This window comes from Methyloprofundus sp., assembly GCF_965251085.1.
Classification (GTDB): Bacteria; Pseudomonadota; Gammaproteobacteria; order Methylococcales; family Methylomonadaceae; genus Methyloprofundus.
Map to the genome: position 1 here is coordinate 4,533,792 of NZ_OZ252594.1, position 13,600 is coordinate 4,547,391.

General features: G+C 43.4%; 15 protein-coding genes. 13 read left to right on the top strand and 2 right to left on the bottom strand.

Annotation, left to right across the window (positions count from 1 at the left end; genetic code table 11):
* Positions 1–12 precede the first annotated feature (12 nt).
* Positions 13–654, top strand: coding sequence for a hypothetical protein (locus tag ACQY3F_RS21395; RefSeq protein WP_428357114.1), 642 nt, complete (start codon positions 13–15; stop codon positions 652–654).
* A 76-nt stretch (positions 655–730) separates the two neighbouring features.
* Positions 731–1,381: a precorrin-8X methylmutase gene (locus ACQY3F_RS21400; RefSeq protein WP_428357115.1), complete on the top strand. Its 651-nt coding sequence runs from the start codon at positions 731–733 to the stop codon at positions 1,379–1,381.
* Between the two features lie 279 nt (positions 1,382–1,660).
* On the opposite strand, the gene ACQY3F_RS21405 is transcribed toward ACQY3F_RS21400, so the two are convergent.
* A complete protein-coding gene (locus ACQY3F_RS21405) occupies positions 1,661–2,440 on the bottom strand; it encodes a M48 family metallopeptidase (RefSeq protein ID WP_428357116.1) in 780 nt (259 codons plus the stop codon).
* Between the two features lie 175 nt (positions 2,441–2,615).
* Between ACQY3F_RS21405 and ACQY3F_RS21410 the strand changes: the two genes are divergently transcribed.
* The 11 genes from ACQY3F_RS21410 (at position 2,616) to ACQY3F_RS21460 (ending at position 10,987) form a co-directional block, all read left to right on the top strand.
* On the top strand, positions 2,616–3,713 hold the full coding sequence (locus tag ACQY3F_RS21410) for a cobalt-precorrin-5B (C(1))-methyltransferase (RefSeq protein ID WP_428357117.1): 1,098 nt from the start codon (positions 2,616–2,618) through the stop codon (positions 3,711–3,713).
* Positions 3,714–3,732: 19 nt separating this feature from the next.
* Positions 3,733–4,998, top strand: coding sequence for a precorrin-6y C5,15-methyltransferase (decarboxylating) subunit CbiE (gene cbiE / locus ACQY3F_RS21415; protein WP_428357118.1), 1,266 nt, complete (start codon positions 3,733–3,735; stop codon positions 4,996–4,998).
* Positions 4,999–5,175: 177 nt separating this feature from the next.
* Positions 5,176–5,925, top strand: a complete 750-nt coding sequence (gene cobI / locus ACQY3F_RS21420; RefSeq protein WP_428357120.1) for a precorrin-2 C(20)-methyltransferase — start codon at positions 5,176–5,178, stop codon at positions 5,923–5,925.
* A 32-nt stretch (positions 5,926–5,957) separates the two neighbouring features.
* Positions 5,958–6,335: a hypothetical protein gene (locus ACQY3F_RS21425; RefSeq protein ID WP_428357121.1), complete on the top strand. Its 378-nt coding sequence runs from the start codon at positions 5,958–5,960 to the stop codon at positions 6,333–6,335.
* Positions 6,336–6,666: 331 nt separating this feature from the next.
* Positions 6,667–7,395, top strand: a complete 729-nt coding sequence (locus ACQY3F_RS21430; protein ID WP_428357123.1) for a cobalamin biosynthesis central domain-containing protein — start codon at positions 6,667–6,669, stop codon at positions 7,393–7,395.
* Positions 7,392–7,793 carry a cobalamin biosynthesis protein gene (locus tag ACQY3F_RS21435; protein WP_428357125.1) on the top strand — a complete coding sequence of 134 codons (402 nt, stop codon included), beginning with the start codon at positions 7,392–7,394 and terminating at the stop codon, positions 7,791–7,793. Before ACQY3F_RS21430 ends, ACQY3F_RS21435 begins: the two co-directional genes overlap by 4 nt.
* Entirely contained in the window at positions 7,790–9,118 is a 1,329-nt protein-coding gene (gene cobJ / locus ACQY3F_RS21440; RefSeq protein WP_428357126.1) for a precorrin-3B C(17)-methyltransferase, read from the top strand. Before ACQY3F_RS21435 ends, cobJ begins: the two co-directional genes overlap by 4 nt.
* A complete protein-coding gene (locus ACQY3F_RS21445) occupies positions 9,108–9,455 on the top strand; it encodes a (2Fe-2S) ferredoxin domain-containing protein (RefSeq protein ID WP_428357127.1) in 348 nt (115 codons plus the stop codon). The genes cobJ and ACQY3F_RS21445 overlap by 11 nt, the downstream gene beginning before the upstream one ends.
* 21 nt (positions 9,456–9,476) lie before the next feature.
* A complete protein-coding gene (locus tag ACQY3F_RS21450) occupies positions 9,477–9,854 on the top strand; it encodes a cold shock domain-containing protein (RefSeq protein WP_428357129.1) in 378 nt (125 codons plus the stop codon).
* Between the two features lie 90 nt (positions 9,855–9,944).
* Positions 9,945–10,457, top strand: a complete 513-nt coding sequence (locus ACQY3F_RS21455; RefSeq protein WP_428357131.1) for a hypothetical protein — start codon at positions 9,945–9,947, stop codon at positions 10,455–10,457.
* A gap of 89 nt (positions 10,458–10,546) precedes the next feature.
* Positions 10,547–10,987 (top strand): YaiI/YqxD family protein, encoded by a 441-nt coding sequence (locus ACQY3F_RS21460; RefSeq protein WP_428357133.1) that lies wholly within the window; start codon positions 10,547–10,549, stop codon positions 10,985–10,987.
* 507 nt (positions 10,988–11,494) lie between these two features.
* On the opposite strand, the gene ACQY3F_RS21465 is transcribed toward ACQY3F_RS21460, so the two are convergent.
* Entirely contained in the window at positions 11,495–12,856 is a 1,362-nt protein-coding gene (locus ACQY3F_RS21465; RefSeq protein ID WP_428352972.1) for an IS1380 family transposase, read from the bottom strand.
* Positions 12,857–13,600: the final 744 nt, after the last annotated feature.

Sequence of the window (13,600 nt, forward strand, 5' to 3'; positions counted from 1 at the left end):
GGTTTACCCATTATGAAGCGAACTAATCACTTACTCCCCAATACCCCTACCTGCCCTAAAGAATTGCTTAAACATATTGTATTTCATGAAGCAGGACATGTAGTTGCAATATTTTTGCGTAATCAACAACAAAATTTGCCGCCCGTTTATTTTGAGATTGTTATCAACAAGGAACAGCAAGACCATCATTCCTATTTTGCCCAGGTGCTGGGCGGGCGCTTAATTGATAATTTACCGGTCGCTGAAATAGAAAATAATCAACTGGGTTCCGAAGCTGAGCAGCAAAGCTTACAAAAAGCTTATGAAGCGGATGTTATCAATCTATTAACGGGCCCTCTGGCAGAGGCTAAATATGTCGCTCTACGCGATGGTGAAATTTTTAACCCTCACTTGGTGAACATTGGAGCTTTAAAAAATTACGGTGGGCATCTCGACCTGGAACAAGCGTATCGTTATTTAGAATACTTTATTCCAGATGCGACTGAGCGTGAATTAAAAATCAGCGAACTCTATAACAAAGCCTTTCACTTTATTAATGAACCAAATAACTGGAAGTGTATTCAATCGTTTGCACAATATTTACTGGAACATGAGCAAACAACGATTTCCTGTGAACAAGCCAGTGATGTTCTACAGCCATTTTTAGTGCATTGATTTATCCATAACTGCTATGATATTTGCATAGTGAACTATCGGAAAAAAAATGCAACAGAACACCATAACAGAACAAATGACCCAGGCCGGTCAAAAAATTGAGCATGATTCATTTGCTATTGTAGACCAAGAAGTAGGCAATCATAACTACTCTGTGTCTGAATGGAATATCGTGCGTAGAATGATTCATGCAACGGCAGACTTTGAGTTTAATGGCCTCGCCAAATTTCACCCAAATGCAGTTTCTGCTGGATTAAATGCCATTAATCAAGGCGCTAATATTGTTGCCGATGTAGAAATGATCTGTGTGGGTTTGTCCAAGCCACGCTTAAGCCATTTTGGCGTAAGCACGCATCACTTTATTTCCGATGCGGATGTCATTACTCAGGCAAAAGCAGAGAACAGCACGCGTGCGGTACAGGCAATGCGCAAGGCGCAACGCCTGGATTTACTGGGCAATAGTATCGTTGCTGTGGGTAATGCACCGACCGCATTACTCGAAGTCATTCGTATGATCAAAGAAGAAAATCTGCGCCCTGCCTTAATTGTTGGTATGCCAGTTGGTTTTGTCTCTGCAGCGGAATCTAAGGAAGCAACCGCATTATTACAGGATATCCCCTGGATTATTACCCAGGGGCGAAAAGGCGGATCAACACTCGTTGTCGCAGCTATTCATGCCCTATTAGCACTTGCCGAGCAAGCCAATAAGGTAACGCGCAATAAATAACCCACCCATATTGCGAGTTGCCTTAGTAAAAAGCATTATCCTAGAAACCGCAGTTGAGCACAGTTTTGTGGAAAACCTGAGTGCGAAAGACAAGGCGCAACTCGCAGGCAATGGCCGAAGCCCTTGGACTGACTTGTAACGCAGTATTTCGTGCTCAGATTTATTCACAAAACCGTGAAGCGGGGTCTGTTCACCTATCAGGTGATAAATAGATTCGATCATTCGTGTTACATTCAAATACTTAGAGTGTTTTATAGCGTTCAACGGCGGTTTTTAGGATTATTGGCACTGCGGATTTTTGCCTTTAGCTTGCGCCTGCTGGCGTATTTTCAATGCCTTCGGCATCTGCTTTTGCAAATCAGTAATGCGGGTTTCATGCGCTGGATGTGTCGACATAAATTCAGGCGGCGTTTCTCCTCCAGCCTTGCCCATATTCTGCCAAAGTGTCACGCTTTCCTGGGGATTAAAGCCTGCTGATGCCATTAAATTTAAACCATATATATCCGCCTCAGATTCATGCGCTCTACTAAAGGGCATGATAATGCCATATTCCGCTCCCAGCCCTAATAAGCCCATACCTGTCTGGCCTAATTCAGATTGTGGGTTAATGACTGCCTGAGAAATCGATAAACTTTGATTCACCGCTGTTTTTTGCGAAACACGCTCATTTCCATGGTTAGCTAAAACATGAGCAACTTCATGGCCTAGCACCGCCGCTAATTGGTCCTGGTTTTGCGCAACGGCTAAAAGCCCAGTATGCACACCAATTTTTCGGCCAGGCAGAGCAAAAGCATTTGCCGAAGGCTCTTTAAAAACGACCACTTCCCAGTCGCCACCTACTTCATTAGTAATAGCGGTAGCCACGCAGCGCACATAGGCATTGATGGTTGCATCCTGCTCAATCGGCATATCCTTTTTTAAGGCGGCAAAGGATTGCGCACCCATTTGTTCCATTTCAACCTCAGACATTAATAGCAATTGGCTTCTCCCTGTCGGAGATGTCGCGCAGCTGAGTAGTAAACTCGCTGCTAAGGCGCTAGTCAGTAATTTTGCAGTCATGATCTTTCCTTGCCGTTAAAAATTTGTGAAAAGTATACCTGAGTTTGAGAGTAGCACTTAGACTAATTATGCTATAGTCTGCTATAAAAATAAGGCTCCATAAATAGTTCAGACTCATGCAGTCTCTGTGTCTGTATTAGCGGACTCAAGTCCGCTCTACTATCCATAAGCGCTAATGACACCTAAAAAACCCAAAGGTACACGCAAAGGTTATACCACAGGCGCCTGCTCTGCAGCGGCTGCCAGGGCGGCAGCTATAGGTCTAATAACAGGAAAAGTGCCCAGCGAGATCGAATCTTTATTGCCGAATGGGCAGAGAGTTTTATTTGCCGTACATGCAAGTTCGGTTGCTGCAGACCATGCCCAAGCGGTGGTTATAAAAGATGCCGGAGATGATCCCGATTGTACGCATAAGGCGCATATGACCGCCGATGTGCGCCCATTAAGTGATTTGACTGATCAGGTGCTGTTAAAGGGAGGTGATGGCGTGGGAACCATTACCATGCGCGGACTCGGTTTAGAGGTTGGTGGGCCGGCCATTAACCCGATTCCACGCAAAAATATTGAAGCTAATATCCGCGAGGTCGCCAGCGAATTGCTACAAACCAACAGCCTAGAAGTCACTATTTCAGTACCTGGTGGCCGGGATATGGCTAAGAAAACCTTGAATGATCGGCTAGGTATTATTGATGGTATTTCCATTTTAGGTACCACGGGTATCGTGCATCCTTATTCTACAGCCGCTTTTCGCGCCAGTGTGGTTCAAGGAGTAGAAGTTGCAGCCAATCAAGGCCAGCAAGCAGTGGTGCTAACTACGGGCGGGCGTACTGAGAAATTTACTATCCGTGAATTATCTGAATTGGACCCTGCCTGTTTTGTGCAGATGGGCGACTTTTTAGGCCCTGCTCTGGATAGCGCGCAACAAGCGGGAATTAAACAAATTATTATTGGCGGCATGGTGGGCAAAGTCACTAAAATTGCGCAAGGAGAAGTGATTACTCATGCGCGGCGCAATCCAGTGAATACGCAGTTATTAGCTGATCTTGCAGCGAGTGTTGGTGCTGATGCATCAGTTTGTGCAGAAATAGCGGCGGGTGAAACGGCCAGGTTTGCCGGAGAACGGATGCATGAATTAGGCCTGTCCGAGGCTTTTTATAAAGCATTATGCGCCCGCGTAGTCGCTATTCTTGAAGGAAGGTACCCCGAAGTGTTTAGCTATCGAATATTAATGTGTGATTTTGACGGAGAGAAGTTAGTTGATTATAAGCAATAAGTGTCAGGTTATAGGGGTTTTGGATAATGGGCTTGAGGGCCTATCCTCTACAGCATTAGATGCTTTAAAAAATGCTGATTTAGTGATCGGCGCAACACGGGTATTAGAATTATTTGCTGACTCCATCCACGCAGCGGAAAGCAAGGATTTAACGGGGCAGTTAAGCCAGGTACCTGAATGGATAAATAGCGCATTAGCGAAACAACAAAAGGTGTTGGTGTTAGCAACTGGCGACCCGCTTTGTCATGGCATTGCCAGTTTTTTAAGCAAAAAGCTGGGTACTGAGAAATTAGATATCCTACCCAATATTTCTTCAGTTCAATTAGCCTTTGCCAGCATAGGTCTGGCTTGGCAAGATGCTAAAATCTGCTCGGTACATAATAAGGATGCGGGTGAGTGGCAAACTGGGGCAGGTACTGAGCATGGCTTTTATGCTTTATTGCAAGCAATAAACCAGCACGATAAATTAGCGATTCTGACTAGCCCGGAAAATAATCCCGCGCGTATTGCTCGCATGTTACTAATGGAGAATATGGCAGATTTATTCAGCATGGTGGTTGCAGAAAACCTGCTATGTGCGGATGAAAAAATATTTCAGGATATAAGTATCGCAGCATTAGCAGAGCAGCCTTTTAATGGTAATGATGTGGTTATCTTGACTCGGATTCAAGCGAGGCAGCCGGAACTGATTTTTGGTTATGCTGATGATGCATTTAAGCAGCGTAAACCAGACAAAGGCTTGATCACCAAGCGAGAAGTGCGCGCTGTTTCGCTGGCAAGAATGCAATTAACAGCGCAGAGCACCGTTTGGGACATTGGCGCCGGGTCTGGCTCGGTGGGTATTGAAGCTGCTAAGCTGTGTTCCGAAGGTCATGTCTATGCCGTGGAAAAAAATGTTGCAGATTTCGCTATTGCAAATGAAAATGCGCGTGTTTTTGCGCTGCATAATTACACCTTGATCGAGAATAAAGCCCCGGAAGGAATGGCTGACTGGCCAGCACCCGACGCTGTGTTTATCGGCGGATCAGGGGGCGAACTGGCTGAGCTTATTAAGCTTTGCCTGGGTAAGTTGCAGAATAATGGTTGTTTGGTAATGAACTTTGTAACTTTAGAAAATTTAAGCACGGCGCTAGAGGTGTTAAAACAAAGCAGAGCAAACTGGGATATTACCCAATTACAAGCCTCTCGTAGCCAGCCAATTTTACATATGAATAGAATGCGCGCCGAGAATCCAGTGTGGATAGTTTGCGCGAAAAAAATAGAAGAGAATGGAGTGAGCGCTTAATGTCTATTATTTTTCTTACCATGAAGGAAATGAAGATAATGAAGGAGGGAATTCGTATTACAAGATACCTAAAGTCAGCATCAATAAATTTTGCGTCAGTACTTTTTTTCAATTACTGCTATGAAGTGAAAGTAACACTAACTTCAAGTCCTTCATGCTCTTCATGGTGAAAAATAGATGACTGCTACTTTATATGGCGTTTCTTTAGGACCGGGCGATCCCGGATTAATCACTCGAAAAGCATGGGATTTATTGCATTCAGGTGCAGACTGGACTTATCCGGTGAGAAAAAAAAAGGGCAAGAGCTATGCGCTCAATATCGTGCTGGAAGCTGGGTTAATACCGCCAGATAATCATACTGAACTGGTTTTTCCGATGACCCATGACCGAAAAATTCTGGCTAAGTACTGGTTACAAGCGGCAGAGCAGGTTTTACAAAAATTAAAATCCGGAAATGATGTGGTTTTTTTAGTCGAAGGTGATGCCTCAACTTATTCGACTTTCCAGCATTTGGCAAAAACGGTCGCTGGGCTGGATGAAAATATTGCTATCCAGACAATTGCAGGTGTCAGCTCGTTTAATGCCGCTGCGGCACGCGCGAAGATGCCCCTGGCCGATACGGATGATACTGTCGCTATAATTCCAGCAGGATATGGCATAGCAATGATCGAGAGTATGTTAAGTGATTTTGATACCTTAATATTATTAAAGGTAAAGCCCTTACTTGATGATATACTCGACTTATTAGAACATAAGAATTTATTAACTCAGTCTTGTTTCATAGAAAAGGCTGGGTCTAGTGAAGAGCGAATTGTCCATGATGTATTAAGCTTAAGAGGGCAAAAAGTCAATTATCTATCATTGCTAATGGTACATAATTCCCATAGAATAAGAGGGGAACTTATCCGCGGTTGCCGGAAAAAGTAAACTCCACTTAAAAACAAAAATAGAGGATATTTATGAATGGTACTCAGAAATTAATGGCTGCAGTGATTGCTGTGTTTGCGATAGGTTTTTTAATGGTTGGATCAAATAAAGATCAAACGCCTAAACAACAAGAAGATGCAGCGATGGTTAGAACGGTTGCCCAAATGCAGCGTATGGCGAATTTAAAATGCCCAAAAGCGGTCAAAAAATTCACCGGTGATCAAACTTATTTCCCTACTTCTACTCCTTCTGATCATCAAACTTATGTAACTATGATCTGGGATGCTTCTAAATCAGATGATAAATACAGCTTTAAATTAGCCGAGTGTACTGTACACGAAACCGTAGGCGGGATTTCCAAGTTAGTGATTGATGGCGAGACTTTTATTGAAAAAGAAGTAAAACGCTAACCCTTCAAATATTGCAATGCAAAAGACTGCCAATCCATAGGGGAAAGGCAGTACTTTTGGAAGTCGCAGATTTAGGCGACTCGCCTTAAGGAGCGAGGATTTAATAATACCCGAGTCTGACTTGTCTTTTGACTCCACAGTCGCACTAGAAAAACAGTTGCGTAGTCTGCTATGCGTCTGTTTTCCTAGCACGCCTGTGATGCCAAAATCCTGCGTCATACTTTCGGGTATTATTAAATCCTCGCTCCTAAGTGATAAATAATTATCATTGCCGGCCTTTTCCTACTGTTTTACTAGGTTATAATAATCAGTTTTATAATCCAGTAAAATTATGTCTTCTCCTAAAATCGTTCTGGTTGCCATCACCAAACATGGCGCAAATCAAGTTGCCCAGCTTGCCAATAAACTCCCTGATGCAGATGTATTAGTTTCGGAAAAGTTCCGTGAATTACTGCAAACCTGCAAAAAGCCAGCTCAGTTTTATAGTGGCCCGTTTCGTGAACAAATTGCCAATTTATTCAATAACTATGACCAGCTGGTATTCTTTGTATCTCTGGGTGCAGTCGTACGTTTAGTTGCGCCATATTTAAAATCTAAAGATGAAGACCCGGGCATTATCGTCGTTGATGATGCAGCACAGTTTGTGATTCCAGTGCTATCGGGTCATGTGGGTGGCGCGAATGCCTGTGCTGAAATGCTAGCTGGTTTATTGGATGCAACTCCGGTATTAACGACTGCTTCGGATGTAGGTAAAACCATTCCGGTAGATATTTTAGGTCGTGAATTGGGTTGGCAAGTCGAAGCACCTAAAATTAATATCACTCGGGTTTCTGCCCATGTGGTCAATGAAGAACCGATTGCCTTTATCCAGGAAGCGGGTAGTAAAAATTGGTGGACGCGTAGCACGCCCTTACCAAAAAATATCCACTTATTTGATCGCTTTACTGATGTCGACTTAGGCCAATTCAAAGCCGTGTTATGGGTAACGAATCAAGGAATTTCTGATAGCCTCTGGCAGCAATTGAATGAAAGTCTGGTGGTTTACAGAGTGCCCGAATGAAATTAGCGTTAGGCTTAGGCTGTGATAGAGGCACTCCTCTTAACACGATAGAAACAGCAATCTCTCAAGCACTGGATTCAGCTAGTCTGGATCTTGGGCAAGTTGTGGCGCTGGCCAGTATTGATAAAAAGCAGGATGAAATTGCATTTTTGCAATTAGCTGAGAAACTCAATTTACCGCTGCATTTTTATCCTGCGGAACAGCTAGCCAAAGTACCAGTTCCTAGTCCGTCAGCAGTGGTAATGAAATATGTAGGAACTCCCTCAGTCTCTGAAGCAGCAGCGATTTTAGCAGCAGAATCGGATATGAAAGATTTGCTGGTCGAAAAATATAAATACCGTGGTGCAGATGGTAAAAATGCAACGGTATCCATCGTAAGAATGAGAACAAAGAAATGAACGGAAAAATATATTTAGTCGGTTTTGGCCCGGGTGCTGAAGAACATATGTCCTTTAAAGCCAAGGCTGCCATAGCTGAGTCCGATGTAGTGATTGGTTACACCACCTATATCAAATTAGTTAAAGACTTACTTGATGGCAAAGAAGTGGTCAGAAAAGGTATGACCGAGGAAATTGATCGCTGTGTAGAAGCGTATGAACAAGCGCAACAGGGTAAAATTGTCGCCTTGATTTCTTCGGGTGATATTGGCGTATATGGTATGGCTGGGCCTACTTATGAAGTCTTGTTACAGGCAGGTTGGAAACCCAGTGATGACATCCAGGTAGAAATAGTGCCCGGGAGTACAGCACTATCTACTTGTGCTTCATTGGTCGGCGCGCCATTAACACATGATTTCTGTTCAATTTCCTTATCGGATTTATTAACGCCCTGGCCGGTGATTGCCAGACGAGTCGACGCGGCAGGACATGCTGATTTCGTCATTGCCTTATACAATCCAAAAAGTGGCCGCCGTACCCAGCAGATTGTCGAAGCACAGAAAATTTTGTTACGGTATCGCCGCCCCGATACTCCGGTGGCCATTGTTAAATCCGCTTATCGACGTAGACAAAATATACAGCTGGTACGCCTAGATGAAATGTCCGATTGTGATATAGGCATGTTAACCACAGTGCTCATTGGTAATTCATCAACCTTTATCAAAGAAGGCTTGATGATTACCCCGCGCGGTTATGCTAATAAATATAGCAGTCTGACCGGAGCGACCAAAGATGGTGAGCAGGCGGGTATTTCTTTAAGCATGGGACTGGACGGCTGGTACGCTTGTTTACGTCAGTATGTAGAGGATAATCCCGGTTTAACCTTAGAGAAAATTGCCGAGTATTTTGGCGTAGTCATCGGCGAAGTACTGAATGCAATAGCCGCTGGAGAAAGCGCAGGCGAACATAAAGCAGTGCGTATTCAAAGCGAAAAACTTAATGACGTCGTTAAATCCTGTGAACAATGGGGACGCTTACGCGGTATCGTGCGCGCCGAAGCAGGTGCGGTGACTGAATTATTTCTCCAGGCGCAAGATTTTCAATTGCGCGGTGACTGGTTGAATATTGAAACTGAGGCGTTCCACTGTCATGTGAACTGGAGCAAGGTCGATTCAGCTTATCTGGCGTGTCGTAAAGATAAGTCTTATGGAGTCAACTTTATTGACAACAAAGGTCACCTAGTTTTCAGACTGTTAATAACCAAACAAGACGGCGCATTCAGTACCGATAAACTGGAGGCCTATGCCCAGGCATGGCAAGCGCTAGCGGAGAAAAATGATGACTGAAGTAATCCAACCTAAAATGATGGACTACACTCGACACCTGCTGGTTTGTGTCGGCGAGCGGTGTTCTGAAAACAGTGCTGGGCAAGCCCTGTACGATCAATTGAAAGACAAATTCAAGCAGTCTGGACTCAATGAAGGGGCTCTTAGAGTCAAGCGCAGTAGAGCAACCTGTTTTGGAACTTGTAAATCCGGCCCTCTTATTTGCGTACAACCGGACGGAGTCTGGTATTATGATGTTACCAGCGAAAAACTAGATCGAATCATAAAAGAACATCTGCTGGGTGGTGCGCCCGTTGCCGATTACATTTATCATCAGGGGCCAGGCGCGACGACATAAGAAACGAGGAACGAGGTTTATATGGCTACACAAGAGTATACAGGGGCTATCGCAGCCTGGAAAGATGATAGAGGATTCGGTTTTATCAGAACCGAAAGTGACAACAAAGAAGACGATGTCTTTATTCATATCTCATCATTAAATAATATGAGCCGCCGCCCACGGGTCGGAGATATTATTCATTACGATATAATTGAAGAAAACGGCAAAACAAAAGCCAGCAATGCAATTATCGAAGGTGTCGAACCATTCCATGATACATCCGGAAGCTGCAATACTTTTTTAACAGTGCTGATCACGGCGATTGTTGCCAGCGCAATTACCTATGTGGTTATGACCAAAGTTTTGGAAGCAGAAAATAGCTGTATCAGCGGAGTAAGCATTCAGCTCAGCGAATAAAGTATTCCGTATAAACTTTATAGCAATATCACAAAATGGGGTGGGCATTGCCCGCCCTTTCATCACCCCAAAAATCACTCCCTACGCAACATGAATCCCTATCTAAAGCTTGGCATTATTTCTCTGAGTTTACTTATCACGGCTTGTACTGACTTTCATCTGACCCATAAAGAAAAAGCAACTGAACCCAGCGTACAAACGACACAGTTACAATTGGATACACAAACTCGCAAACTGTTACAACAGGAAATGCAAGCGATCCAGACAGGTATGATGGCATTGGTTCCGGCTATCGCCAGTGGGGATTGGGATAAAGTTGCCGAAATTGGTAAAAATATAGAAGGCAGTTATCTGTTTAAACAACAGCTAACAACTGCTCAGCGCCACGCCCTGCATAAATCCTTACCTGTGCAATTTATTAAACAAGATCAGGCATTCCACCACTCAGCTGGCATGTTAGCTCACGTCGCACAAGAGCAAAATGCTGAACTGGTTAATTTCTATTTTTATAAGCTAAACTCTGCCTGTGTTGAGTGCCATACTGAATTTGCTACAGAAAAGTTCCCCGGGCTTAAGCCTATCCAGCACAAGCCCCATCATTAAAAAACCAACCATGCTACGCAGCCCCTTTCCCGTATTCCGCAAGCTCCATACGGGCTACCACTTTTTTATTATTTAAGGTATTTTATAATATGAAAATATGGATCGATGCCGATGCATGCCCGGTGGTCATTAAAGACATGTTATGCCGTGCTGCCGAGCGTACTGAAGTGATGATTACTTTTGTTGCCAATCAGTATTTACGCCTGCCACCCTCGCGCCATATAAAATTTATTCAAGTGGGCCGTGGTTTTGATGTTGCGGATAATGAAATAGTACTCCGGGTAAACACGGGTGACCTGGTGATTACGGGCGATATTCCGTTGGCTGCCGAGGTCATTGAAAAAGGAGCCTATGCATTGAATCATCGCGGTGAACTGTATACCGCTAACAATATACGCGAATGCCTGAATATGCGCGACTTTATGGATACTCTGCGCTCCAGTGGAATACAAACAGGTGGCCCGGCGGCATTAAGTCAAAGTGACCGACAAGCGTTTGCGAATGAGCTGGATAAATTTTTAAGGAAATAATCCTAGAAAAATTAGTTGCTCACGGTTTCTAGCACACGCTCTTGATTCCACAGCACTTCCAAAAAATGCCCGATTAACCTACGGGTGAATCTAAGATTTTTTGAAAGTGTTATATTAATTCAATATCTTGCACTATAATTCCGCTCCCAACTAATTTTTCTAGGATAAACTGTAGTAGCTTAATCTTGATCTAATTCCATTAAGTTTAGTCCTCTGCAGTCTACTTATACAAGTGTATTAAGTAGATACGCATAATTATTTTAACATTGATACCTAAATCCTGCAAGCCCATATTTTGACTCTCATTAACCTGTCTAGCTAAGTGGTTATTAGGTTTTTACTGCCGCTTTGCCAGCCCTCTTTGTCCAACCGATCAAAATATCCAGATTTAAATCATAAATAGAGGAAATTTTTTGTATCGTATGGATATCCCCCGAGCCCAAGGCAATAAACACCCTGCCAACGTGCCATGACCTTTTAATCAAAGTGACTTAACTTCGGTTAATGTTAAGCGAGTAACCCCACCTTAACCCAATCATCCCATTCCTGTGGATAGAGCGGATCTGCAGGTGTTCTGACTCTCAGCTGATTATTGCCTGTGAGTAATTTTCCAGCCACCCGAATCAGATAAGTACGAAGTGTATCCGGCTCCCATTGGCACAACGTTTTGTTGCCACTCAATTGAGCCATCCAGCGCACGGTATTGTAGGCAAGAACGGCGCAATGAAATAATGCGGCATTAGCCAGAAATTGATTCGTTCTGATTTTACCTAAACCCATTTGTGATTTTGCTTCTTCAATCCATGTTTCGCACGTCGCTCGTTCACCATACTTCTTATGTGTTTGCCAAGGCGATAGAGGTTCAGTTGTTACATAACAAAAATAGTCATATTCTGCCGTATCCCAAAGCTCGGACTGAGGTCCTGTCACTTGTTTAGGTTGCTTTATCCTGACCGCGACAAACTGACGAGAGCGAGACCAGCCACCACAACGATATTGAAACTCGCTCTGCTCCCAACCGGGTCGGCCTTGTATGGCTGTCCAGGCCTGTTTGGCCAGCAATGCGTTCAAATTCTTAAGTTTAACCTTTATTAGATACCCATGCCCTCTGGTATCGAGAAATTCAAGCAAATCACCGACAAAATAACCACTGTCACCGCGAAAAATAATGCGCATCCGATTGGGCAAGTGTGCAAGTAACTGTTTGGTAAATTCTACAACACCATTGCTTGTAAAGGCATTGCCTGTCCGGAACCAGGCTTGTAAAATTTCTTTTGTTTCCGCTAGAAAAGCGAGTTGTGGATGGTATGAACGGGCACCTTTCTTTTTGGGGTTGAAGCCTTTGGCACTTCCTTCTTGTCGACCACAAACGGTGTCCACAGTTGAATCGACATCGACCCACTGGACGGATTGTATGCCAGTTTTCGATTTTCCGGAACGAAGCAATCGCCGCCAGTGTTGACCACGCAAAGTATGCGTGAGCGTTTCAAACTGGCTTATCTGCCTATCACTTACTTCTTTAAAGATCCGTAAAATTGTGGTTTCAACAGGAATCTTTATCCAGCCAGCTACTTTGCGCAGTACGCTATCTGCCCATACGGTCGTCACCTTTGCCATTGATGTTGCTCCCCCCATCATGCCAACCAACGTCAATAGAACCACATCAGATAAGTGATGGTCTGCATTTTCACCCCGCCGATGTGGAACGCTTTGTTTTACGGTTTTTTCAAAACCTATCCTGTCTAAATATTTCACGACGGGAATCAGTCCCGCCTGGCTTGTCAATCCATGTGCTGTAGATGTCATTTTTACCGTTCGGGTACGGTTTCTTACGTGAGATGAGGATTTTGATACTTTAGAGGGCTTCATTAAAACAATGAGATAGTGAAATCAGGAAAATGATATTATATCATTGTTTAATAAGGAGTTTTGTGGATTATTATGTATAATGCTTGCAGGATTTAGGTGATATTAAAAACAATAACCACGTCCTGTGGGCGTGGGTAGGTTCGTAGGCTCAGCCTGACACTATTATAGAGTGTTAAGAAAAGCGGTATAAACTAGGGCTACCTTTTTAACAAGGCTTAAAAATGGGAGTAAAAAAAGCTTTAGCTTTTTCCGCAACGGCAATAGCTAAAGCTATTGCACTCCCACCTATTTTTTGAGCACCAACGATGCTAAAAACACCTTTCTAGGATGTAATAAAACCACGTTCTAAGAACGTGGATGTTTAATTTTACTTATTTGTGTCTTACTAGCTGCGTATATCAGTCAATCAGTACATCACATAAGATCTTGAGACTCATTTGTTAATTGGAAAAATACTGGAACACGGATATATAAAATAAGCTTAATTATACATTGCACGATCCTGCCTCAAAACTTTTGCTTTGGGTACTAAGAAATTGGATTGTATTTTTCACACTTACCGGAGACAGAACCTTTATTTATAACTATGACCCAGTCAGCGGTATTGTTAAAAATCATAAATCAAAGACTCTTTGCTTTATGCGATATTGATAGTGGTGATAGCGCATGACCTCACGCACCTGTTCGATAAGTTTTAGATCGGGATTCGGCTTGAATTTATTTTACATATCCATAAGTAGAACC

Excerpts from the sequence above, each read along its gene's own strand:
- ACQY3F_RS21410 (WP_428357117.1), top strand. The coding sequence starts at position 2,616 with ATGACACCTAAAAAACCCAAAGGTACACGCAAAGGTTATACCACAGGC.
- ACQY3F_RS21445 (WP_428357127.1), top strand. The coding sequence starts at position 9,108 with ATGATGACTGAAGTAATCCAACCTAAAATGATGGACTACACTCGACAC.
- ACQY3F_RS21435 (WP_428357125.1), top strand. The coding sequence starts at position 7,392 with ATGAAATTAGCGTTAGGCTTAGGCTGTGATAGAGGCACTCCTCTTAAC.
- ACQY3F_RS21465 (WP_428352972.1), bottom strand. The coding sequence starts at position 12,856 with ATGAAGCCCTCTAAAGTATCAAAATCCTCATCTCACGTAAGAAACCGT.
- ACQY3F_RS21395 (WP_428357114.1), top strand. The coding sequence starts at position 13 with ATGAAGCGAACTAATCACTTACTCCCCAATACCCCTACCTGCCCTAAA.
- cobJ (WP_428357126.1), top strand. The coding sequence starts at position 7,790 with ATGAACGGAAAAATATATTTAGTCGGTTTTGGCCCGGGTGCTGAAGAA.
- ACQY3F_RS21455 (WP_428357131.1), top strand. The coding sequence starts at position 9,945 with ATGAATCCCTATCTAAAGCTTGGCATTATTTCTCTGAGTTTACTTATC.
- ACQY3F_RS21405 (WP_428357116.1), bottom strand. The coding sequence starts at position 2,440 with ATGACTGCAAAATTACTGACTAGCGCCTTAGCAGCGAGTTTACTACTC.
- ACQY3F_RS21425 (WP_428357121.1), top strand. The coding sequence starts at position 5,958 with ATGAATGGTACTCAGAAATTAATGGCTGCAGTGATTGCTGTGTTTGCG.
- ACQY3F_RS21460 (WP_428357133.1), top strand. The coding sequence starts at position 10,547 with ATGAAAATATGGATCGATGCCGATGCATGCCCGGTGGTCATTAAAGAC.
- ACQY3F_RS21430 (WP_428357123.1), top strand. The coding sequence starts at position 6,667 with ATGTCTTCTCCTAAAATCGTTCTGGTTGCCATCACCAAACATGGCGCA.
- ACQY3F_RS21400 (WP_428357115.1), top strand. The coding sequence starts at position 731 with ATGACCCAGGCCGGTCAAAAAATTGAGCATGATTCATTTGCTATTGTA.
- cobI (WP_428357120.1), top strand. The coding sequence starts at position 5,176 with ATGACTGCTACTTTATATGGCGTTTCTTTAGGACCGGGCGATCCCGGA.
- ACQY3F_RS21450 (WP_428357129.1), top strand. The coding sequence starts at position 9,477 with ATGGCTACACAAGAGTATACAGGGGCTATCGCAGCCTGGAAAGATGAT.